Annotated in this window: 18 protein-coding genes, 2 tRNA genes and 1 pseudogene; 12 read left to right on the forward strand and 9 right to left on the reverse strand. The window is 67.3% G+C overall.

Annotated elements, in window-relative coordinates; all coding sequences use genetic code 11:
- Window positions 1-4 precede the first annotated feature (4 nt).
- The 3 genes from purU (at window position 5) to folP (ending at window position 2,679) form a co-directional block, all read left to right on the forward strand.
- Window positions 5-889, forward strand: coding sequence for a formyltetrahydrofolate deformylase (purU, locus tag OG417_RS09425; RefSeq protein ID WP_329252733.1), 885 nt, complete (start codon window positions 5-7; stop codon window positions 887-889).
- A gap of 123 nt (window positions 890-1,012) precedes the next feature.
- Window positions 1,013-1,549 carry a MarR family winged helix-turn-helix transcriptional regulator gene (locus tag OG417_RS09430; protein ID WP_329252736.1) on the forward strand — a complete coding sequence of 179 codons (537 nt, stop codon included), beginning with the start codon at window positions 1,013-1,015 and terminating at the stop codon, window positions 1,547-1,549.
- A gap of 137 nt (window positions 1,550-1,686) precedes the next feature.
- Window positions 1,687-2,679 carry a dihydropteroate synthase gene (gene folP, locus OG417_RS09435; RefSeq protein WP_329252739.1) on the forward strand — a complete coding sequence of 331 codons (993 nt, stop codon included), beginning with the start codon at window positions 1,687-1,689 and terminating at the stop codon, window positions 2,677-2,679.
- A gap of 9 nt (window positions 2,680-2,688) precedes the next feature.
- Here folP and OG417_RS09440 read toward each other — a convergent pair whose 3' ends face one another.
- The 3 genes from OG417_RS09440 to OG417_RS09450 form a co-directional block, all read right to left on the reverse strand.
- Window positions 2,689-6,378, reverse strand: coding sequence for a protein kinase domain-containing protein (locus OG417_RS09440; RefSeq protein WP_329252742.1), 3,690 nt, complete (start codon window positions 6,376-6,378; stop codon window positions 2,689-2,691).
- A gap of 671 nt (window positions 6,379-7,049) precedes the next feature.
- Window positions 7,050-9,074, reverse strand: a complete 2,025-nt coding sequence (locus tag OG417_RS09445) for a hypothetical protein (RefSeq protein WP_329252745.1) — start codon at window positions 9,072-9,074, stop codon at window positions 7,050-7,052.
- A 528-nt stretch (window positions 9,075-9,602) separates the two neighbouring features.
- Entirely contained in the window at window positions 9,603-9,875 is a 273-nt protein-coding gene (locus OG417_RS09450) for a hypothetical protein (RefSeq protein ID WP_442875668.1), read from the reverse strand.
- 255 nt (window positions 9,876-10,130) lie between these two features.
- Here OG417_RS09450 and OG417_RS54250 point away from each other — a divergent pair.
- Window positions 10,131-10,286 (forward strand): annotated as a pseudogene (locus OG417_RS54250) (IS256 family transposase); the annotation flags it as partial.
- Window positions 10,287-10,292: 6 nt separating this feature from the next.
- Here OG417_RS54250 and OG417_RS09455 read toward each other — a convergent pair.
- The 3 genes from OG417_RS09455 to OG417_RS09465 form a co-directional block, all read right to left on the reverse strand.
- On the reverse strand, window positions 10,293-11,252 hold the full coding sequence (locus OG417_RS09455; RefSeq protein ID WP_329252748.1) for an acyl-ACP desaturase: 960 nt from the start codon (window positions 11,250-11,252) through the stop codon (window positions 10,293-10,295).
- Window positions 11,253-11,474: 222 nt separating this feature from the next.
- Window positions 11,475-12,890, reverse strand: coding sequence for a DEAD/DEAH box helicase (locus OG417_RS09460; RefSeq protein ID WP_442875743.1), 1,416 nt, complete (start codon window positions 12,888-12,890; stop codon window positions 11,475-11,477).
- Between the two features lie 332 nt (window positions 12,891-13,222).
- Window positions 13,223-13,426, reverse strand: a complete 204-nt coding sequence (locus OG417_RS09465) for a cold-shock protein (protein WP_329252751.1) — start codon at window positions 13,424-13,426, stop codon at window positions 13,223-13,225.
- Between the two features lie 1,234 nt (window positions 13,427-14,660).
- Between OG417_RS09465 and OG417_RS09470 the strand changes: the two genes are divergently transcribed.
- Window positions 14,661-14,990 carry a MerR family transcriptional regulator gene (locus OG417_RS09470; protein ID WP_442875669.1) on the forward strand — a complete coding sequence of 110 codons (330 nt, stop codon included), beginning with the start codon at window positions 14,661-14,663 and terminating at the stop codon, window positions 14,988-14,990.
- Window positions 14,991-15,300: 310 nt separating this feature from the next.
- Here OG417_RS09470 and OG417_RS09475 read toward each other — a convergent pair whose 3' ends face one another.
- The gene (locus OG417_RS09475; protein ID WP_329252753.1) at window positions 15,301-16,080 is read right to left on the reverse strand and encodes a hypothetical protein; all 780 of its coding nucleotides are present in this window, start codon (window positions 16,078-16,080) and stop codon (window positions 15,301-15,303) included.
- 273 nt (window positions 16,081-16,353) lie between these two features.
- Here OG417_RS09475 and OG417_RS09480 point away from each other — a divergent pair, with 273 nt between their 5' ends.
- From OG417_RS09480 to OG417_RS09490, 3 genes are all read left to right on the forward strand, one after another.
- Entirely contained in the window at window positions 16,354-17,070 is a 717-nt protein-coding gene (locus OG417_RS09480) for a hypothetical protein (RefSeq protein ID WP_329252756.1), read from the forward strand.
- A gap of 542 nt (window positions 17,071-17,612) precedes the next feature.
- Entirely contained in the window at window positions 17,613-17,894 is a 282-nt protein-coding gene (locus OG417_RS09485; protein ID WP_329252759.1) for a hypothetical protein, read from the forward strand.
- Window positions 17,876-17,958 (forward strand) — tRNA-OTHER (locus OG417_RS09490). Before OG417_RS09485 ends, OG417_RS09490 begins: the two co-directional genes overlap by 19 nt.
- Before the next feature lie 202 nt (window positions 17,959-18,160).
- Here OG417_RS09490 and OG417_RS09495 read toward each other — a convergent pair.
- Window positions 18,161-18,574, reverse strand: coding sequence for a nuclear transport factor 2 family protein (locus OG417_RS09495; protein ID WP_329252761.1), 414 nt, complete (start codon window positions 18,572-18,574; stop codon window positions 18,161-18,163).
- Between the two features lie 471 nt (window positions 18,575-19,045).
- On the opposite strand from OG417_RS09495, the gene OG417_RS09500 reads away from it, so the two are divergent.
- Window positions 19,046-19,576 (forward strand): ATP-binding protein, encoded by a 531-nt coding sequence (locus OG417_RS09500; protein ID WP_329252764.1) that lies wholly within the window; start codon window positions 19,046-19,048, stop codon window positions 19,574-19,576.
- 201 nt (window positions 19,577-19,777) lie between these two features.
- Entirely contained in the window at window positions 19,778-20,158 is a 381-nt protein-coding gene (locus tag OG417_RS09505) for a helix-turn-helix domain-containing protein (RefSeq protein WP_329252767.1), read from the forward strand.
- 264 nt (window positions 20,159-20,422) lie between these two features.
- Here the strand turns inward: OG417_RS09505 and OG417_RS09510 are convergent.
- Window positions 20,423-20,494 (reverse strand) — tRNA-Arg (locus tag OG417_RS09510).
- A 219-nt stretch (window positions 20,495-20,713) separates the two neighbouring features.
- Between OG417_RS09510 and OG417_RS09515 the strand changes: the two genes are divergently transcribed.
- Window positions 20,714-21,103, forward strand: a complete 390-nt coding sequence (locus OG417_RS09515; protein WP_329262207.1) for a response regulator transcription factor — start codon at window positions 20,714-20,716, stop codon at window positions 21,101-21,103.
- A 48-nt stretch (window positions 21,104-21,151) separates the two neighbouring features.
- Window positions 21,152-21,910, forward strand: coding sequence for a DALR anticodon-binding domain-containing protein (locus OG417_RS09520; RefSeq protein ID WP_329252770.1), 759 nt, complete (start codon window positions 21,152-21,154; stop codon window positions 21,908-21,910).
- The last annotated feature ends 111 nt before the right edge of the window (window positions 21,911-22,021 follow it).

The raw sequence follows: 22,021 nt of genomic DNA on the forward strand, positions 1-22,021 counted from the left end.
CGCCATGCCCAGCACCGCTCCCGCCGTCGCGAGCGGCGACCTGATCCTCACCCTGTCCTGTCCGGACCAGCCCGGCATCGTGTACGCGGTCTCGGGTTTCCTCGCCGAGCGAGGCTGCAACATCGTCGAGAGCCAGCAGTTCGACGACCGTGAGAGCGGCGCCTTCTTCATGCGCGTGCAGTTCACGCCCATCGGTGAGCGGGCGATCGACCCGGACGACCTGCGCCGCGACTTCGGCGCCATCGCCGACCGGTTCACGATGAGCTGGCGGCTGGCCCCGGCCACGCACAAGCCGCGGGTGCTCATCATGGTCAGCAGGTTCGGTCACTGCCTCAACGACTTGCTGTACCGCGCCGGCACGGGCGATCTCAACATCGATGTCGTCTCCGTCGTCTCCAACCATCCGGACCTGGGCGCCATGGCGGACAGCTACAACGTGCCGTTCCACCACATCCCGGTGACCCCGCGGACCAAGCCCGCGGCTGAGGCCGAGCTGCTCGACCTCGTCAACGAAATGCAGGTTGAGCTGGTGGTCCTCGCTCGCTACATGCAGATCCTGTCAACCGACCTGTGCAAGCGACTCGAGGGCCGTGCCATCAACATCCACCACTCCATGCTGCCGAGCTTCAAGGGCGCGAGGCCGTACTCCCAGGCGCACGACCGTGGCGTGAAGCTTGTCGGTGCGACCGCCCACTACGTGACCGCCGACCTGGACGAGGGGCCGATCATCGCTCAGGAGGTCGCCCGAGTCGATCACGCCATGACCGTCGAGGAAGTCACCGCTCTCGGCCGGGACAACGAGTGCCTCGCGCTGGCACGAGCCGTCCGCTGGCACGCCGAGAACAGAACGCTGCTCAACGGGCACCGCACCGTGGTCTTCAGCCGCTAGGTGTATTGACCCGCATCGCTGTGTCGGCGCGACGTGGCGAAAGCTAGGAGGATAGCTTTTGAGTTGCTCATTGTTCACATACTGTCGGGCTGTGGGCGCCGGAAAGAGAGGGGTGGGCCGGCGATGGTGAGCGAATCCCGGACCGGGCACGATCTGGTCGACAGCCTCACGGATGCGGCGCGGGAAGAGTGGCCCGAAATAGACCAGACAAAATTCGAGCTCACCCGCCGTGCGGTCCGACTGGCGGACCTCATCGAAGGCGCCCTCGCCGACTGCCTCGCGCCGCGGGAGCTGACGTTGGCGGACTACGGGGTCCTCACCGCCCTCCGCTCGGCAGGCGAGCCGTACCAGCTGCGGCCACGCGAACTTCAGGCCCGGCTGCTGCTGACCTCGGGCGGCGTGAGCGGCGTGCTCAATCGGCTGCAGAAGGCCGGGCTCATCGAGCGGCACCAGGATGCGAACGACAAGCGTAGCTCCTGGGTCCGCCTCACCGACGCCGGAGCCGAGTCCACACGCGCCACGCTGCGTGCCTGCGCGGCCGTGCAGAGCGACGTCCTCCGAAAGGTGCCCGACGACGTCGCCCGTAGGGCGGCCGATGCCCTCCGCGAAGTCATGCTGGCGCTGGAAGACACCGAGCCGCGAGGCCACCGCCACACCTGACAGCTCTCACGGCGACGACCGTCCTGCGGATACCGCGTACCACCGAGGAAGGTCGGCTGATCGTTTCTAAATTGGATCATCCTGGGATCGCCGAGATCGGCGACCGGATCACCCCGGCTCCTGACGGAGTCGGGCCAATGACGATCGCCACTCTGCCGTCCAACAGCGGAACTGCGATGACCACACCGCGCATCACGACCGATTCCCTCCAAATCGTCGGCATCCTCAACATCACACCCGACTCCTTCAGCGACGGCGGCCGCTACACCCGTCCTGACGCCGCCCTCCAGCACGCCCTCGAACTGCACCGCGACGGCGCCGACATCGTCGACATCGGCGGGGAATCCACCCGTCCCGGCGCCCCTCCCGTCGACCCGGGCATCGAGCAAGACCGCATCTTGCCGATCGTGGAGGCGCTCACCGCGCAGGGCATCACCGTCTCGGTCGACACCATGCACGCCCAAACCGCTGTCGCAGCCATCCACGCCGGCGCGAGCATCATCAACGACGTCTCCGGCGGCCTCGCCGACCCCGTCATGCTCGGCGCGCTCGCCCAGGAGGATTGCCAGGTCGTCCTCGGCCACATCCGAGGCACGCCCGCCACCATGCAATCTCATGCGGTCTACGCCGACGCCGTCGCCGAGGTCGCCGGAGAACTGCGGCAGCGCGTGCAGGCCGCATGCGACGCCGGAATCCACCCTGACCGAATCGTCATCGACCCCGGCCTCGGCTTCGCGAAGACGCCTGAGCACAACTGGACCATCTTGCGCGACCTCGATGAGCTGACGTGTTTCGGCCTGCCCGTCATGGTGGGCGTCTCCCGCAAACGCATGCTCGCCGAACTACTGCCGCAGGGCGCCCCCGCCAGCGCACGGGACCTGCCCACCGCTGTGCTCAGCGTGCTCCTGGCCCAGGCGGGCGTCAACGCCATCCGTGTCCACGACGTCCGCAAGACACAAGTGGCAGTGGCCACGCTGAACCGCTGGGTCTGGCGAACAAGCGTGACGGATGCCGCCTTTTCATCTGTCGATGGCTCCCGGCAAGCCCCACTCGGGACTGCACGGTCAGCCGGACGGACCCTCGTTACGCGCACTCGGTGCCTTCGGCCCCCTGGACGAACCGCAACGTGACGCCGGCCGTCATCGAGCCCTGTCGTCGCGCTGACGAGCCGAGGCGCGGCGATCGAGGTGGGCTCGCACCCCGTCGGCGCGCAGCCGGCCGTAGCCGACGTCCTGGAGCCGGCGCACCAGGCCGTCGACGTCCGTGTCCGTCCACCGCGGACCATGACGGCGCAGAAACGCGTCGAGATACGGTGCCGCGCCGTCGTCCCAGTCGGCCGCTTCCTGGGCGGCGAGCTCCCAGTCGAGCTCCCACAGCCGCAGCCCATCCTCGTGCCCGGCCAGAACGAAGCGGCCGTCGGGGGTGAGCACGACGCGGTGCACGCCCCGCTCGTGGCCGTCGAGGACCCGGAGGCACCGGCCGCTGCGGACGTCCCACAGCGCCATGTACGACCGGTAGCCGCCGGAGACCGCGAAGCGCCCGTCAGCGGTCATCCGGACGGTGTGGAACCCGCCCTGCGCCGGCCCGTCGAAGGTCCGTATGACCCCTCCGCTCGAGGTGTCATGCACCCGGATGCCCCCATCGAAGTCACCGACCAGCGCGAGACGTCCGTCGGCGCTGAGCGCCGCCGCCCGGTCCGTGAGTACAGACCTGCCTTTGAGGTGGTGCACGACGTGGCCGCGGTTCAGGTCCCACAACACCACCTGACTGCTCATGCGGACCGCGGCGAGACCGCCATCGTCACCGAGGTCCACCTCCTTGATGTGAGCGCCGTACAGGGTCCGCACCACTCGCGGCGGGCCGCCGGTGTGCGGATCCCACATCCGGATCGTGGCGTCCGGGCCCGCGACCACGACCCGCCGGTCGTCCGCACCGAACCGCACCGACAACGCGTCGCCTGAGAACACACGGGCGTCGACGGTCAGGACCTGCCGGCAGGCGCCGGTGTCGACCTCCCACAGCCGGACCTCACCGTCCTGGCTCGAGGACAGCAGCCGCCGTCCGTCGGCGCTCAGGCGGACCGACCGCACCGCGCCCTCGTGGCCCTCGAGAACCCGCAGACCATCGCCGCTCTCGACGTCCCACAGCCGGACCGTCCCGTCGCGGCCGCCGGACACCGCGATCCGGCCGTCGCCGGACAGGTCGACCGCGCTCGTCTCGCCGACGTGCCAGGCCCGCGACGACCAGGCCGCCCGCAGACCCGTACGCACGGCGCGGCGGCCCAGCCGCCACCAAGCGGACATGACGCGTGGCGCCCGCTCGTGCGCCTCGACCGCGCGCGCCTGCCGGAGCAGATCGAGCGCCGCCGGGAAACGCTCGGCCGCCATCGCCCGGTCCGCCTCGCCGATCAGCGCGTCCACCTGCCCGCCCAGCCGGCTCAGCTCGACGTGCCGGCGTGGCCGGCTCAGCATCGGCGCGGCGCGATACCCGTCGGGCAGCCGCCATCGCCGGACCGTCCGGTCCTGGCCGGCCGACAGCGCGGACCGGGTGTCGGCGTCCAGCCGGACCACGGTCGTTCCGCCCGGGTGTGCCTGGAAGGTCCGCAGGCATCGGCCGTGGTCCAGCTCCCACACCTGGACGCCATCGGAGTAGCGAGTGCCGGACAGCAGGAACCGCGCGTCGGCGTCGAGGGACAGGGTGCCGGGCGTGGTCCCGCCCGTCAGGACGTGCACGCAGCGACCATCGTCGAGGTCCCAGACACGAATCGTCCCGCCGTGGCATCCGGTGGCCGCGTAACGGCCGTCGGCGCTGAGACACAGGGCGGTCACCGCGGACTCGTCGCCGGTCAGCTCCCACCGGCACCGGCCGTCGGCCAGATCCCACACGCGTACGACGCGTTCCCCCTCGACTCCCCGCCCGCCGGACAGATTGGACAGTCGTGTAAGGCGTTCCTGGACGTCTCCGCGTCCGCGCCAGCCGATGGACAGCGCCCGGCGGCCGTCGGCACTGACCGCCACCAACCGCCCGGCCGCGGCCTCGTCGAGCGTCCTCACCTGTCCGCTGTGGACATCCCAGACCTGGAACGCGCGGTCCAGGCCCGCATAAAGGGCGAAGCGTCCATCGGCGGTGAGCTGGATCGCCGTGTGCTCGACGCGCAGCGCCAGCTCACCGAGCCCGTCGCTGCCGTCCCAGGGCGGCGGATCGGGGCTGGCGTACAGAAGGCGGCCCTTGGGCGAACCACCCCACCGGCTCTTGGCCAGTGCCCAGAAGCGCACGCTCTCGTCCGCGCAGACGGAGACGGCGAAGCGCCCGTCCGGTGTGAGGTCGACGGCGTGCACGGGTCGGTGGTGTCCCTTGAGCGTCCACATGCACTGCCCGCTGTGGACATCCCACACGCGGACCTGGCCGTCCCAGCCGCCGGCCGCGATGAACCGGCCGTCGGGGGTGAGGGCGAGCGCGACCTGTTCCTCCTGCTCGTCGACGTGCCAGAGATCGTCAGGGGGCGGGCGCAGCGGCCAGGGCACCGGCCATCCGCGATCGGCGCGGGCGTCGACGATCTCACCGGACCGGATCATGCGCAGGGCGGGAAGCACCTCCGGCTCATCCGGCCGTTCCCCGGCCAGCGCGTCGAGCAACGCGCGGGCGGTGCCGAGGTCGCCGCGCTCCAGGTGGATCTGGGCGAGCGCGTACCGCACCTCCCACGGATCGCCGGTGTCCGCGCGGGTCGCCTCGATCTCGGTGATGAGCGCTTCGTCGGTGACGGCGCCGCGGCGCCACCGGGCCAGTCCGGCGTTGTAGATGGCCCGGGCGTTCTGAGGATCGGCGGCCAGCGCCTGGGCGAACGCACGGTCGGCCTCGGCCTGCCGGTCGAGGTCGAGCAGCGACACCGCCCGGTTGTTGAGTTCGTCGGTGAGCAGGTCGGCCGGGCCGGCCGGCGGGCGTGGGTAGGTGTGGCCCGTGACGCGCTGGTAGATATCGATCAGCTCGGCGGCGACGCCGGCCATGGAACTCGGCCTGTCGGCGGGATCCTGCCGGAGGCACCGCTCAAGCAGGTCGCCGAGGGTCGTCGGGACGGCAACGGCGCCTGCCGCGTCGGCGGCGCGGTAGCGGGCCAGCGCGGCGCCTGCGGCAGGCCCGGCCATCCAGGTCACCTCGCCGGCGCACATCTCCAGAACCGATACCGCGAAGCTGTAGATGTCCGTACGGCGCCCGACCCGTTCGCCCGCCGCCTGTTCGGGAGAGGCGTAGCGCGGGGTCATCCCATCGCCGCCGGATACCGGAACGCTGACGCCGGGCGGCGCGTCGGGGCTGATGGTGGACACCATCGCCCGGGCTCGGGCAAGCCCGAAGTCGGTGATTTTCGCGGTGACCGTGCCCTGCTCGCCGTCCTCGAGGTCGAGCAAGATGTTGGCGGGCTTGACATCCCGGTGCACCAGGCCGTGGCTGTGGGCATGGTCGAGGCCCCACGCGGTCTGGATCGCGATGTCCAGGATCCGGGTCAGCACCTCTGCCGGGGCACCGTCGTACAGGCGCCGGTCGCGGATCCACTCATGCAGGCTGCCGCCCGGGACATACTCGGCGAACACCCGGGGCACCCCGTCGAGAACACGGACGTAATAACAGTTGCACACGTACGGATGAAGCCCCAGCGAAACCCACGTCTCCGCCTCGGCGACGAACAGCCGTTGATCCTCCGTACTACGGAACAGGTCCGGTCGCGGACTCTTGACCGCAAGGTCGATGTCCCACCCCAGGTGCCGGACCCGATACACCACCCCCATACCGCCCTGCTCGTGCACCCCGGTCACCGCGTACCGGCCGTCGGTCACCTCGCCAACACGCCACGTCAACATAGCCTCGCAATTGGTCCATGCGCTCTACCGGCTTCAGGGCGTAGTCAGACATCCGGTGCCCTCGTAGTCCGGCTGGGTTTTCGCGGTTGATGCCGGTGGTCGGCGAATCGACGATGTAGAACTCCAGCAGATGTGACCGGCCCTTTGAGGAGCCGATGAACCTCGGCGTGTAACCGGCTGCGGTCGGCAGTTCGTGGCCGGAAGTGCGAAGTAGCGCCGGCGCCAGGCCGCGCATGGAACCCGGCAACACCTGCGGAACGAACTCATCAACCGTCACCCGCGGTTTCTTCCGCCCGACTGGACGATCGCACAGTATCTTCCCGGGCCTGGGACCGGTCCCGGCCGCGGAGCGATGCGATCTTCGCCGTCCGCTGCGGCCGCCGGGCAATGCGGAGATTGCACCCTGGCCGGGGATATCGTGGCTGTTCAGGAAGGCGCGCAGCTGTGCGGCTGTGGTGAACCTCATGGTGGTGGCGGGGACTGTGACGTGGTGCTCGGTGAGCAGCTTGCGGGTCTCGGCCGATGGTGAAGTCGCGCGGACCTCGAGCATGTCCGCCACCGAGGGCGTCAACACCAAGACCAAACTGATCAAAAGGCAGATGTACGGTCGAGCAGGTTTCCGCCTCCTCCACTAAAACTGCCTGGATTCATCGACGGCTGGTGACTCGAGCGACGCCGGCGGCGACGGTGGTAGCAAGGATCCAGCCCGCCGTGATGAGGACATAGGAGAACCATTGCTCTGCGCCGCTGGGGTTGAAGGCGTTTTGCTGTCCCATGTCAACGATGGGTAGCAGAAGATCGAGGGTATAGATCACCGGGTTGAAGTGGGGTGCCTCGCCAGGTTTGAGCGGTACCGGGGGCATCAGGCCGTACAGAATGCTACCTACGGTCAGTAACGCGGCCAGCCATGCGAGGGCGCGCCATGGATGGTATCCGTAGGCAACGGTAACGTCCTGCAGAATGCTCCAGACCCGGTTGAGCGCGGATTCGGCGGCGCGCTGATCGCGTTCCCTTGCGTACATCACCTTGCTTGCCTCGGCGGGCTGGCCCAGGCGCGTGTAAAGCGCGGCGAGTTGTTCGTACGGCTGGGGCTGTGGGCCGTCCGGGTCGCGAGCAAGCCAGCCCAGCCGCTCCCGTGCAGGAAGGCGCGGGTCGAGGGCCTGGTATGTGAGTTCTTCGAGTCTGAGCCGTTCGGGCCAGTATGTGGGGTCATCACGGAGCAGATCGATGCGAGCGTGTCGGAAGATGACCTCGCCGCGGATTGGTGCCGCAGGCCGCAGTGAGAGGACAGTAGTCGTGATCGCGGTGGCGTCAAGAGCGGGCTGGTGTTCGCTCGCCAGGATGGCGCCGTCGAGGTCGATGCCCTGGTCGCAGCGAGAGCCGGTCAGCTTTACGCCGCCACGCACGCGCATGCCGGCGCAGGACAGGCTTGCGTCAGCGTGGATGCCTGAGAACCGAAGGGCCGTAGCAGATGCGTTGTCCAACCTGGCTTCTTCCAGCAGGATTCGGCCGCTGATTCGGCTGGTCTGGACACATACCTCGCCAGTGGCATGTAGTCGCCGGAAGAACAGCCCGCCACCAATCTCGGCGCTCTCGAGCACGAATGATTTGTCGGCGCCGCTGTTAAGCCGGGCTTCTTCCAGGTTTACGCCAGCTGCTGCGCGCGCGCCGCTGACGCTGATCGTGCCACCGGAGACCTCTAGCCGTGCGCCATCGAAATCGCCGAAGGCGGCGTGGTCGAGATTGAGCGCTACGCCGCCCGGATGGCTCAGCTTCGCATCCGTGAAGGTCACATTCGCTCCCAGTTGCGAACCGACCAGGCGTACGCCGCCGACAGCGCTGAAACCTTCACGGCACCACAAGCCGCCGCGTACCTCAAGCCCGCCGGCGCCTAAGGCGTCGCCGCCCGGATTCTGTAAGAGGGCTCCAGCGAGTTGCACACTGGCCATGACCCTCGTGCCGCGCATTCGGAGCTCGCCTTCTGCGATCAGCTCATTCGCGCCAATTCCAGCACCAATCACAGTGCGGCTTAGGTCAAGTGCAACCGCTCCAGGGTAGGAGAATCGGGCATTGAAGCAATCCAGCCCGCCGTTGATCTGCGCCCGATGAACCAGGACAGAGCCGGTGGCGAGGAAACCGTCGCACATCGCCACATCTCCGTCGACGGTAAGTCCGCGAGCCGCGATGGCGATACCCTCCGCGTCCGCCCGCGTAGTGGCGCCACGCAGCGAGACCTGTCCGGTCACCCTCGCCTGATCCAGCCAGAGCCCACGTTCGATCAGCGTGCCGTTCAGGTTCAAGATGCCTACGACCTGCATTCGGACGCCATTGAAACCCGCGAGTCGACTGTGCACCAGCCGCACCGTTCGAGTAGTGGCTTCTACCAGGCGCAGCGGCTCGTCAAACTGGCAGTATTCACACACCAGCGCCGATTCAACCGTGGCACTGATCAGGTCTAGGCGACCAGTGACCATCGCCCCGCGCAACCTGACGCCCGGAGTGTGACCGGGCTCGGTCTCGCACGCGCCAAGCAACGCCGCCTGGATCACTGCGGCACGAACAACCCGCTCTGGCTCGCCTCGCAGGTCCACCCACTGCCCACGAGGAAACGCCGTCCAAAGCCTCTTCTCCGCTGCGTTCAAATCTTCAGGCATCACGGTTACATCTTGCACCCGGACGCTCATTGCACAACGCGGCACCTGACACGAAACCGGTGGCCTCCTGAAACACTGATCTTCGTCGCACACACTGCGTCGTTAAGTGGCTCCGATTCATGCCGAGCCGATTTCGGACCACGCAGTTCCGGCACACGGGCCGTGACGCGGCTGGGCGCGCAGCCACCTGGTCACCAGAAATCTCCAGTTGATCATTTCGGCGACGGCTCGCACCGTGACACGACCTCGCCGAGAACACTAACCCCGAACGTCCGGTCGCCGGGGGACTGATCTCTCTCCTGAAGTCGGCCTGGTCTTGTGGACTGATGTCGCCCGGCTCTTGTGGACAGCTTGGTGTGTCCCGCGAGGAGTTCACAGGTGCCGATGTCACGACCGCCATATCCGCCGGAGTTTCGGCGGAAGATGGTGGAGCGCGTCTTCGTCGGTCGGTTGATCCACGCGACCTCGGGGATCTTGGGCGGTGCGGGCGTCCGGGGCAACCGTCGCGGGTTGGCCACACGGAACGCCTCGATCGTCTCGGCTCGCTTATGCTGGATCGCCTGGTGCCGATGTGGACGGTGAACGGCGTGTGCAGCCCGATCCCTGCGTGGTAATGCCGGTGATTGTAGTAATCGAAGAATGATGGCAGAACGTCTCGACCTCGTCGAGCGAGTCGAACTTCTCCGGGAACACCGGGCAGTACTTCAAGGTTTCGAACTGCGCCACGCTGTAGGGGTTGCCGTTACCCACCTTCGGGCGAGAGCGGGACTTGATGATGTCCAGATCCGCCAGCAGCGCGGTCACCGGCTTGGAGGTCATCGAGGTCCCGTTATCTGCGAACCTGCAGGTCAACGCCCCGATCCTATTTTCGTGCGGCGCACGCCTCGCCGAGCTCACCACCCATCACCGCCACCACCGGCGAACTCCTCCGCGAACTGACCATCGACCCCACCCGCGACTACCAATCACAAAGCAAAAACCCTCCGACCCCGTAGGTTCGAGGGGGCGCGACTCGCATGTTTGCGACGGCCAGCTCGTGATCGACGGCCGCTTCACGGTCGGATGGCCAACGCGATGGCTGTCAGCGACAGTGTGGACCGTGCAGCCTGGTTTTCCGAGCAGATCGGGGCGTATGAGCCGGACTGCTGCGATGGTCAAGACCACCTGGCCGAGGCGCTGATGAGCGCCGAGGTCGACGCGGTCTGCGGGGCCGGCTACGGCGAACGCTCGCTGCGGTCAGAGCTTGGGCGCGCTGGAGCGCTCCTCCTCCGAGTCACGTCGTGCTCGGCGTTCGGTGAATCGGGTGGCCGCCGTATTCAGCCGGTCTAGGAACTCTGACAGTTCCTGGCGTGCCTTGTCGCCGTCGGCGTTCAAATCTTCCAGTTCGAAGACCCGCCATTGTCGCAGGACGGGGAGTACGACATCGTCGAGGTGGATGCGCAGGTCGTAGATGCCGGCGCGTGCGATGGCGACGGATTTACGCAGGAAGTCGTCGATGGTGTGGCCGGGCATCTGGAAGTTGGTCACAACGTCGGTGACGGCGCGCATTGTCGCGTTCGGGGACATTTCGAACGCCGCGGCGAGCAGGTTGCGGTAGAAGAGCATGTGCAGGTTCTCGTCGGCGGCCACGCGTGCCAGCAACCGCTCGCATACGGGATCTCCTGAGGCCTTGCCGGTGTTGCGGTGAGAGACGCGTGTCGCGAGTTCCTGGAAGGAGACGTAGGCGAGGCCGTGGAGCATCTTGTCGCCGTGGTCGGCTTGGTAGCCGCCCTGCATGTGCCTCATGCGTGCCCGTTCGAGCGCGACCGGGTCCACGGCTCGTGTGACGGTCAGGTAGTCGCGGATGACGATTCCGTGCCGGTTCTCCTCGGCCGTCCAGCGGTCCACCCAGGTACCCCATGCGCCGTCACGCCCGAAGATGGTGGAGATCTCGCGATGGTAGCCGGGCAGGTTGTCCTCGGTGAGGAGGTTGACGATCAGCGCTTCCTTCGCGGACGGCGAGATGGTGGAATCCTCGGGCGACCATGGGTCGCCGTCCAAAGGGCCATCGAAATCGCGGCCGAGACTCCAGGGCACGTACTGGTGCGGGAACCACTCCTTCGCCGTGGCCAGATGGCGGTCGAGCTCGGCTGCGACGACGGGCTCGAGTTCGGTGAGCAGTTCGAACGTCGTCTTCGGCCCGGACGTGTACGGCATTGATCCCCCAAATCGTGGCATGAACGGCGCCTGTGGAGCGGCATCGGTGATCTTCATCCCCTGAGACCACCCTCCCCATGGCCGGTGTCGCCGTGAACGACGCCGTGCCCGGAGCCGCGGCCGCGGCGGGTACGTAGACCCGCCGGCGTCCGCGGTGCTATGACCGGTGCGATGGCAAGGGGCCGGCGCGAAGTTCCTCGGTGGCCTGCTCGGTGAACGTCTTCAGGAGCCGGCGGTGCGGGTTGCCGCGACTCGCGGGGAGCGGCGGTTCTTCGCGCGGCGACGGCCCGGCGCGGAGCCGCCGTTCCGGGTGCCTGTGGTGGTCGGAGAGGGCAAGGTGACGGGGATGCCGGAGGGTGTGCGGGCACCGGTGATGCGGCTGAGTTCGGCATCGCCGGACCGCACTCGCGTGGACTGCGGCGTGATGCCGGCGGTGGCCATCATCCGGTCCATTTCGCGGCGCTGGGTGGGCAGGACCAAGGTGACCACGGTGCCGGATTCGCCGGCGCGGGCGGTGCGGCCGCCGCGGTGCAGGTAGTCCTTGTGGTCGCCCGGCGGATCGACGTTGACGACCAGGTCCAGTCCATCGAGGTGGATGCCGCGCGCGGCGACGTTGGTGGCGACCAGCACGGTGACGTCTCCGGTGCGGAACTGCTCCAGGGTGCGGTTACGCTGCGGCTGGGACTTGCCTCCGTGCAGTGCGGCGGCGCGTATACCTCCGGTGAGGAGCTTGCGGACCAGCCGGTCGGCGGCATGCTTCATGTCGACGAACATGATGACGCGGCCATCGCGGGCGGCGATGTGTGCGGTCGTGTCGTGCTTGTCCGCCTCCGTGACCTGTAGCAGGTGGTGTTTCATGGTGGTGACCGCCCCCGCCGACGGGTCGACCGAGTGGGTCACCGGATCGGTGAGGAAGCGGCGGACCAGACGGTCGACGTTGCGGTCCAGGGTCGCGGAGAACAGCATCCGCTGGCCCTCCGGGGCCACCTGGTCCAGCAGCGCGGTGACCTGCGGCAGGAAACCCATGTCGGCCATTTGATCCGCCTCGTCCAAGACGGTGATGCGTACGTGGTCCAGCTTGCAGGCGCCTCGGTTGATCAGATCCGCGAGCCGTCCCGGGGTGGCGACCAGGATCTCCGCACCGTGTTTGAGAGCGGCGGCCTGTCGTGAGATCGATACGCCGCCGACGACGGTGGCCGATCGAAGGCCGACGGACTTGGCGTAGGGGGTGAGGGCGTCGGTGACCTGCTGTGCCAGTTCTCGGGTGGGGACGAGTACCAAGGCCAGCGGTTTACGTGGCTCAGCGCGTCGGCCGGCGCTTCGAGCGAGCATCGCCAGCCCGAATGCGAGGGTCTTCCCGGATCCTGTACGGCCGCGGCCGAGGACATCGCGGCCGTTGAGCGCGTCCGGCAGGGTCGAGGCCTGGATGGGGAACGGTTCCGTTACGCCCTGCCGGGTCAATGTGGACAGCAGGGCCGCCGGCATTTCCAGCTCGGCGAACGACGTGGCCGGGGGGAGAGGAGGCGTAGAACTCACGGGGGGTGCGAAGTCGCTTTGCCCCCGGGTGGCCGGTTGGCGCGAAGCCCTGGTACGGGAGTGGGGGGAGCGACGGTGGGACGGACGGGTGGGATGGGTCATGCGTAAGCCTTCCTGAAGCGGCCCGTTTCGAGGAAGGCTTCGCAGCTCATGGCTTGAAGCGATCGCAAGAACGAACCGAAGTGAGTGAGCCGCGAAGCAAGCGCCGAAGCCGCAGGGGAACGGCATGAAGACGGCTGATGCCCCTTCGCGGAAGGGCGTCTGAAGGCCGGACTCAGCTGGCCTGCACCAGCCTGCGGCATCCGTGTGGCGGATTTCCGCCAAAGGGCCGCACCCCGGATGACAGCCGTCGTTATCTGGGAACGAAAACCACCAGGCCAGCAGGCAGAGCCCGGAACGTCCCGTACGGGCCCTGCGATATACCGCGTGATTATTCAGACAGAAAGAATGTTCTCCGCCTGGAGGCCTTTCTGGCCCTGCGTGATATCGAACTTGACCCTCTGGCCCTCTTGCAGCTCGCGGAAGCCCTGAGCCGCGATGTTGGAGAAGTGGGCGAAGACATCGGCGCCGCCGCTGTCCTGCTCGATGAAACCGAAGCCTTTTTCTGCGTTGAACCACTTAACCGTGCCGGTAGCCATGTCTGTTCCTTCCGGGGGCGTTGACGGAGCCCGCACTCTGCGAGCCTCGCGTCGCTGTAATGACCCCCCCGGATGACTCCGGTGAAACAAAAAAGGCGCCTGAGGTGAGTACCAGCAGGCGCACATAAAGTCTATGGGAACCACAACTGCAACCGTCTGAACCTACCATCGGTAGATGGAACACGCAAGCGGGGTCGCCAGTCCGCCGACGAGGACGGACGTCCGACATACCCCTGAAAACGAATAACGCGAAGATCGTGAGCCTTGCGAGCGCAAGGCATGCACGCTGACGGAGCCTGCGTGGCAGTCGATGCGGTTCTGGCAGAGCTGGATCGGGTGCATGCGCGGCGCGGGTCGGTTCGCGCGTTCCGAACCGCGTGAGCGGATCTGGGGTATGCGTCCGGGCTGGTCGCGGGGCCAGGCGCAAGAACGGGCGGCCGCCGGCCGAGGATGCCGGCGCCATCTCGCCTGACGGGATGTAGCGGTTGTCGCGGCGGGCGGATCGGGATGTCGGTGTCGTCTGCGACGTGCGGGCGGCGGTGCTGCTGAGAAGTGGCACCACGTCAGAACGCCACTTGTGTCCGCGTTGGCGTCCCTCGGCGATGGACGGCGGGCGATTCACGCGGCTGACCCGTCGCCGTCGGAGCGATCGTCGGCGGGTTGGTTTGCGCGTAGGGACCGCCGGCTCCCGAGTCCCTGCCCTGGAGTCGTGTGTCTTGACTTCCTGAACGAGAAAATCTGCTGTGACGGAGGTAGACATTCGTTGTGCGGCTGGGTAGTGTTCCTGGTGTCGCAAGTGAAGAGAACATCGCAGAGGCACGGGAGATGACGAACTGCCCGTGAGATGAAGAGCAGGACGTCAGGTGCGTCGGGGCCGAGTAACGGTAGGTGGCTCCGGGCGGTGACGAGGGCCGTTGGACGCGCTGGGGCGAGGTTCGCAGGTCCCAGAAGGTCGCGGCCGAAGGAAAGGTAAGAGAAAGATCAGAGGAGAAGGGGAGGGTCATACGCCGTCGGATCGCCCGCTACTGGCTGTGTTTCGCCGGGCGGGTACCGCAGTCCCATCCGAACGAGAGGTGGTCTTCGGTCACGCTTACGCGATCCCCGCACTATCTGCCGCTTCAGGCCATTGGTGCGGATACGACAAGCCGGCGTCATCGCCGGTAGATGGTGTTGATTCCTAAACCCTGGGCCCCGGTGCTACGGCACCGGGGCCCTCATGATGTGGAAGGTGCGGATGGATCCAGCCCAGCAGCCCATGTCCGACAAGAAGACCGACAAATTCGATGACGAGGACTACCCCGCCTACACCATGGGCCGTGCCGCGGAGATGCTCGGCACGACGCCGGGATTCCTGCGCAGCCTGGACGAGGCGAAACTGATCACGCCGCAACGCTCGGCCGGTGGTCACCGCCGCTACTCCCGCTACCAGCTCCGCCTGGCCGCCCGTGCCCGCGAACTTGTTGATGAGGGCATCGGCTTGGACGCCGCTTGCCGCATCATCATCCTGGAAGACCAACTCCAAGAAGCACAACGGCTCAACGCCGAGATGCGCCAAGACCACTGAGCACGCCGAGGTCCACCACTGGACCGCAACCTCCGATTCATTATGCGCCGGCGGCGCACCGCCCTGCCCAGGCTGCGAGAATTCGCAGCCTGGGCAGGCACCCCGGCCCTGACGCAGCGCCTCGACCATCGACGGTCCGCGGTTCCCCGTCCCCGCCGCGTCACCCGCTGGGACGGCGATGGCCTCGTAGGGGGCCCATATGCAGAGGCACCCAGTGATCGGCGCCAGGCCGAACATCCGGCGTCGTCTGCCGGTGTTGCCGTCACCGCTGCCGTCGCTGTCGGACCGAATGGCATGGACGGCGCCATCCTTAGTGCACGCGCTCGCCGCAGACTGCGGGGTACAGCACCGCGCCTGCGCGAACGCGATCGGCTGGAACGTCAATGAGGCGTAAGCACGCTTCGGGCGAGTCGTATTCCGGAGGGATTTCGAGGACTACGTCTGTGAGCCCGATGTCGCGATGTGCATCATGTACTTCCGCTGGCTGACGGCCGTCTGGGAACGCGCCGTGGAGAACACCGAAGACAGCCACATCGCCGTGCTCGATGACAACATCATCAACCTGGAACCGCCAGTGCTGAGCTGCCTCGGCAAGTAGCGATTTGGCTCCAGGGCCTTGGGCGGAGAGAGCATCGCGCCGAGTGCGGACGTGTTCGGCTATGGCACAGCAGAGCGGAACGCCATCCGCAGAAATGGTATCGATCCTGGTGTAGTCGGCGAGGGGGTAAAGCTCGAGGGACTCTCTGAGCAAGCTCAGGCAGGCGGCCCTAGCCTTGGGATGACCATGTTCGGCGATGTCCAAGAGGATAGGAGCCGCGACGACCGCAGCGGGGAAGACAGCACCGCTGTGGTCATGGAGGATTCCTCCGCCCCTCAGCCGACTCGCAGCCAAAGCGGCTTGGAGGTTACTGGTGGCGCCCGCCAGATCACGAAGGCCATCGGCTACGCGCTCCGGGCTGTACCAAACCGTGTAAGGGAGTTGCCTTGATGGGCCGCACTCGACCCCGAGTTCCCTCAGGTCGGGCTGACGACGTCCGGGCACAACAGACCAGTCCACAGCCTCGATTGCGTCCAGCACATCCGCATCCATGGACCGCTGACCCTAGCCGCTCTGCAATTGATCTGGCCACGCCCACGCTTGCGCCTCCGCCTGGTCATCCCGTCTGCCGTTGTCCCACCCTCCGTGGGGGCTGGTCTGCTCGGTCTGTCCTGGGACGAAGGCGGACGGGATGACCAGGCTTCCACCTCAACCGCCCACCTAGCTCAACCCCTAAAGGCCGCCCATCCCGGAGCCTGAGGCCCCCGCCGGAGGCATCAATGACCGACATGGTGCGGCGGCGCTGTGGTTCCGTAGGCTCTCGCCGTGTTCAGTGAGGAGCTGCAAGACGTCATCGACGCGTTGCTCGGTCATGCCTGCCCGGATTGGCCACTCCCGCCACGGGTGGCCACGGCTGAGGACGACGCCGACCAGCGACGCTACGAGCGGATCGAGGTGACGCGTCTTCGGTTAGGCCGGGCATTGGCCGAGCAGCCCGAGCTGACGGCGCGGCTGTCCGCCACGATCTTTGAGGCGATCCTCCTTGAAGACAGCGTCACTGACCAGTTGATCGCGCCGCTCATCGCTGCGATCGGTCGCCGTGTCGTTTTGGAGCAGCTGATCGACGCAGTGAGCGAGGGACCTTGCGAGCGGCGGGTGAGGGCCGCTCAAGCTGCCTACTTTGTCCAGCACTGGCGGCACCCGCAGGAATCCGTTCTGTTCCGGTCCGCCTATGCGGAAGGCGCACGGTCATCTGCGGAGCTTCAGAGCTACGTGGCGCGTCACCTGCCGCCACGAGCCGGCGGAATCGATGCGGTCGGCGACCTGTGGCCAAGGTTCTGGCAGGTCTGCCTGACCGCCTTCGTCGAATGCGACGATGCCGAGGGGCGGCGTCTGTTGCAGACCGCGTTTCCCAACGAGCTCGAATGCTATCCGGCGGAGTTCACCGGGCTCCTGGAACAGGCGCGACGGATCGCCGCGGCCGATCCCGAACGGTTCCAGCGGATGCACGATCAGTCGGTTGGATACGGCTACCGGATCTGATGCGGGCGATATGGCTGGGCAGGCCGCCCGATCGGCACGGCCGTAGGCCTCGACGGCCACAACGAACGAGGATTGCGTCCGACGGAAGTGGTGTAAGGGTTTGTAGTGACAAGCGGTCCGCCCAGCAGCGAACGACTTGCTGAGGATGACCGAGTGTGTGCCGATCGGGAGCGTAAACCCTCTTCCGGCAGCAACCCGTGGGGGCGTGGGGGGCGGAGCCCCTCACAGCGGGGGTTCCAGGGGGTCGCCCCCTGGGTCAAACGGCGCCCCCTGCAGGATTCGAACCTGCGCACCCGGCTCCGGAGGGCGGTGCTGTACCTCGGCCCGATTGTGAGCCTGACCTGCGGCCGGGCGGGGTACGGAGACCTGCCGTGGGGAGTGCCGTGCCGCGTATATTGCGCAGTCCGGTTCGCACCGGTGCGGGGTCGGTGGCTTTCACACTGGCTCCCAGGGGCGTGACGGATCCGTACGGGCATGTCACCGTGTCGTCCACACGCCCCTGAGCGGCAGAACGTAGTGGCGGGGGGAGCTATGCTCCGGCCGTGGAATGCGCTGCCGGGCCGCCGGGCCGCTGGTTCGTGACCTTGAAGAGCGGGTCGACCCTGGAGGTCTGGGCCCACACCTACACCGAGGAAACTGGTCAGTACCTGTTCTGTGCGTTCATCAGCGCCTCGCCCGAGGAAGAGCAGCACATCGAGGTGGCTAACCCTAGTCGTGTCCCCGGGAGCGTCGCGATCGCGGTGCTGGCAAAAGTGCCCGCTCGCGAGGTCGCGTCCATCGAGGGGCCGGTGGACCTGGGGGACGAGGCGGACACGGGCATATGACATCACGTGGACTGTAAATCCGTCGGCTTAGCCTACCCAGGTTCGAATCCTGGACCCGCCACCACCTGATCAAACAGCCCCCCACCTGCGGAGACGTGCGTGGGGGGCTTCGTCGTTCCATGATCCGCTAGTCCCCCTGTCTTCCCCTTGATCACCGCCGTAACTGGCACGCTAATGGCATGCTGGGGCGCGGTCGGGAGACGGCTCAATGGCGTCCGCACGCCACGCAGGACCATCACTGCCGTCGGCGTATGGGCGGGCGGTTTCTATTGCTGTGCTTGCTCATAGAACGCTCGGACCCGGGCGGCGTGCCCGTGCTGGTCCAGCTCGACCACGTCCAGCGCGCGGTTGCCGTTCTCGCGCCGGTAGAACAGGGCGTAGCCGCCTGGGCTGGTCAAAAACGCCTCTTCGGTGAATGTCAGCTCCGGCGCGAGGTGCATGCCTCGCTCGAAGTGACGGCGCAACTCGGCCTTGCCCCGCAATCGGCCGTCCGGGCGCTCCCAGCGGGTCACAACGGTAGGCGCAGCGAAGTCGACGTCATCGGAGTAACACGCCATGACGGCGTCCAGATCGCGGGCGTGCCAGCCCGCCAGCCACTGATCTGCATGAGCCCTTGTATCCATGTCGATCAGTATCCAGTCGGCGTGGATCGTGCGCGACGGAATATTGATCGCAGTCATGAGCCACCGCCCGCCTGGTCATCCCGTCTGCCGTCGGCCCATCCTCCGTGGGGCCTGGTCTGCTCGGCTTGTCCTGGGTCGATGGCGGGCGGGATGACCAGGCTTCCACCTCAGCCACTGACCAACCGGTGCTCGGTGGTGACTCCCATCCCGGAGCCGGAAGTGCCCCCGCCGGAGGCGCTTGAACAGCACTCCGTGACCTGGTGAGCGGGGCTGCCGAAGGCCACCCCGTAGGGCGAGCGAATGCGAGTCAGCCGGCGGCCCTGCGCCGGTCCCACGAAAGCGATCGGGAGCTGATGAGGCTGAAGAGAATCCGCGGTGGGTTCTTCGTCCGCTGGGCCGCCCGATCGGCACGGCCGGAGGGACCGGCGCCCATGCCGCACGCCCGTAGGGCGTGCCGGAGCGGACGGCCAGCGGTCTGGGTTCGAGGTCATCGCCCGGCCGAGTACTTGTTCGGGGGGTGCACAGGTCATGACGGAGAAATCACGTGAGACGTTGATCGCGTCTGTTCTGGCGGGGACGCTGGAGACGGGGCGTCTGGTTGTGGGTCCGATGGCGGGCCCGTGCTGGCGGTCGTTCCCGGCGGCTCCGGAGTCGGTGTCGTGGGCGCGTCGCTTCACTGAGAGTGCGCTCGCCGAGGTCGCCGACGTCGATGCCGAGCATGTCGGTGACGTGGTCCTGGTGGTCTCGGAGCTGATCACCAACGCCGTCCGCGAGGTCGCCAAACTCGCCCCCGCCTCCGATGGTGCGCGGCCGGTTCACCTCGGTGTCGGCGTCCATGACCGGTGGACGCATCTGCATGCGGTCGATACTGCTCCGGCGTTGCCCAGGGAGGCTCATCGTGGGCCGTTGGCGGGTTCGGGGCGGGGCATCCCGATCATCAAGGCGCTGGCCGCGATGACCTGGGTGGAACAGGCCGAGCACGGCAAGACCATTCACGTCGTCATATCCCGTACCGGCGTCGAGCTGACGCCCGAGGACAGACAGACCCTCATGCCCTGAACGGGCCCTCGATCATCCGCCGGCGCATCGCGTGATGGCGGCCCCCCGATAGATGTCTCGGTCCTGAGTGCGCTGCGGCCTCCACCGGTAACCCCTCCGAACCGGAGTCGATGGCCGCGGCGATACGGCGCCCTCAGGACCGAGCTCCACCTCTCTCCCCACACCTCTCCCCACGCCGAAAAACAGGATCGGCGTATCACGATGTCTTCTCCCCACCCTCTCAGCCGGCAGCGCCTCAACGACGAACCGCCATTGCGCCCGCGCGAGGTCGCGGAACTGTTCGGTGTCCGGACCACGACGATCGCCCGATGGGCACGTGAAGGCAGACTCGCACCGGTGTTTACCCCCGGCGGTCACCGGCGTTACCACCCAGCCGGCATTCGCAAGATCCTTGACAGCGAAGCATCGGACGACCATGAGGTCCTGGTCGAGGACGCGGTACGGCTGTATGAGCAAGGGTGGAGTATTCGCCAGGTCGCCGACCGGTTCGAATGCAGCTACGGCGCCATGCGCCGCCTCCTGATGAGCCGGGTACGACTGAGGAACCGAGGCGGGCAGATGGTTGATGGTCCTGGCCTATAGGAAAGTTGCGGGCACGCGACCGAGATCCTGTAATACCCGTGCGCCCAGTGCCTCGACGGCCACGACGAACGAGGATTGCGTCCACGGAAGTGGTGTAAGGGTTTCTAGTGACAAGCGTGTCCCAGCGAACGACTTGCTGAGCATGACCGGGTGCGTGCAGATCGGGAGCGTAAACCCTTTTGCGGCAGCAACCCGTGGGGGGCGTGGGGGAGCGGAGCCCCTCACAGCGGGGGTTCCAGGGGGTCGCCCCCCTGGGTCAAACGGCGCCCCCTGCAGGATTCGAACCTGCGCACCCGGCTCCGGAGGCCGGTGCTCTATCCCCTGAGCTAAGGGGGCTCAAGACGCCTAGAGATTACCAGCATCCCGGTACCGCTCGCGCCGGTCCCGGGGGTGAGGCGCGGTTCGATGCCAGGCAGCCGGATCGGTGGGGTGGTCGTTGGCTACGCGGTGGTTTCGGTCGGTCGTCCCCCCGATAACGATGATGCCGCACGTTGTCGTTCTCCGCGTGTCCCGGGTGGTCGAACCGCTAGCTTTGCGGCCGTGACCCTTGGACGCGTGCTGGTCGTCGATGACGACGAGGTGATCCGGCAGCTCATCGCCGTGAACCTCCAACTGGAGGGGTTCGAGGTGGCGACGGCTGTCGACGGTCAGGACTGCTTGGATAAGGTGCGCGAGGTCGATCCCGACGTGATCACGCTCGACATCATGATGCCCCGGCTCGACGGCTGGGTCACCGCGGTGAAGCTTCGGGAGGATCCCGGCACGCGGGGCATCAGGGTCGTGATGATCACGGCACGGGCGCAGGAGCATGACATTCGGCGGGGGCACGAGATCGGGGTGGACGCCTACGTCACCAAGCCGTTCGATCCGTCCGAGCTGATCCGTACCGTTCGTGAGCTGGCCGGTGCCGGTCCCAGCCCGGACGACGCGAATGACGCCGGTTGATCTCTTGGTCCTCTCCAGTCCACATGCTGGTCAGATAGTCTCGTACGTGTGACCCCGGGTAGCCTCGCGCACGTGAACCCGGGTGAGTTGAGCAGTGCCGTCATCGCCGCCGTACGTGACGCGGTCGCCGATGGCGACATCAGCGTGCCCATTCCGGAGAAGGCGCCGGTCGAGGCGACCGCCACGGGGGACTACGCCACGCCGCTTCCGCTACGGCTCGCCAGGGCCGCGGGGCGGTCCGCACCTGAGGTGGCGGCGGTCCTCGCCAAGCATCTCGCCAAGCGGCCGGGGGTCCGTACCGCCAGGACGACCGGCCCCGGCTTTCTCACGATCACCATGGACACGCCGCTCACCACCCGGATCGATGAGTCGTACGGTCTGATGGCCGTTCCGCCGGCCGAACGCTGGCCCACGCGGCCGCTGACCTTCGACAACCCCGGCTTCCGCGTACGGTTCGCGTACGCACGCGCCTGCGGGATCCGGCGGCACGCCGCCGACCTCGGGCTGCGTGAGGCGGAAGGTCCGCTGGACGACCCTCGCGAGCGGCTGCTGATCGGGCTCCTCGCCGACTTTCCCGGACGGGCGGAGCAGGCGGCGCGGCAGGACGACCCGCGCCCCTTCACCCGGCACCTCGAACGGATCGCCGACGCCTACCACGACGTCCATGAGCAGTGTCCCGCGCTGCCCAGGGGTGACGAGCCCATCGGCACCCGGCACACCGCGCGGCTGGGTCTGGCCCGTGCGGTGCGGATCGTGCTGGGAAACGGCCTGCGGATGCTCGGGGAAATGCCGGACGATCGCCTGTGAGCGACCACCCGCCGATGAACGACCGTCCTGTGAGCGACCGCCCGCCGATGAACGACCGTCCTGTGAGCGACCGCCCGCCGATGAACGACCGCCCGTCTGTGAGCGTTACGG

Origin of the sequence: Actinoallomurus sp. NBC_01490, assembly GCF_036227085.1 — a bacterium.
In the GTDB taxonomy this organism is placed as follows: domain Bacteria; phylum Actinomycetota; class Actinomycetes; order Streptosporangiales; family Streptosporangiaceae; genus Actinoallomurus; species Actinoallomurus oryzae.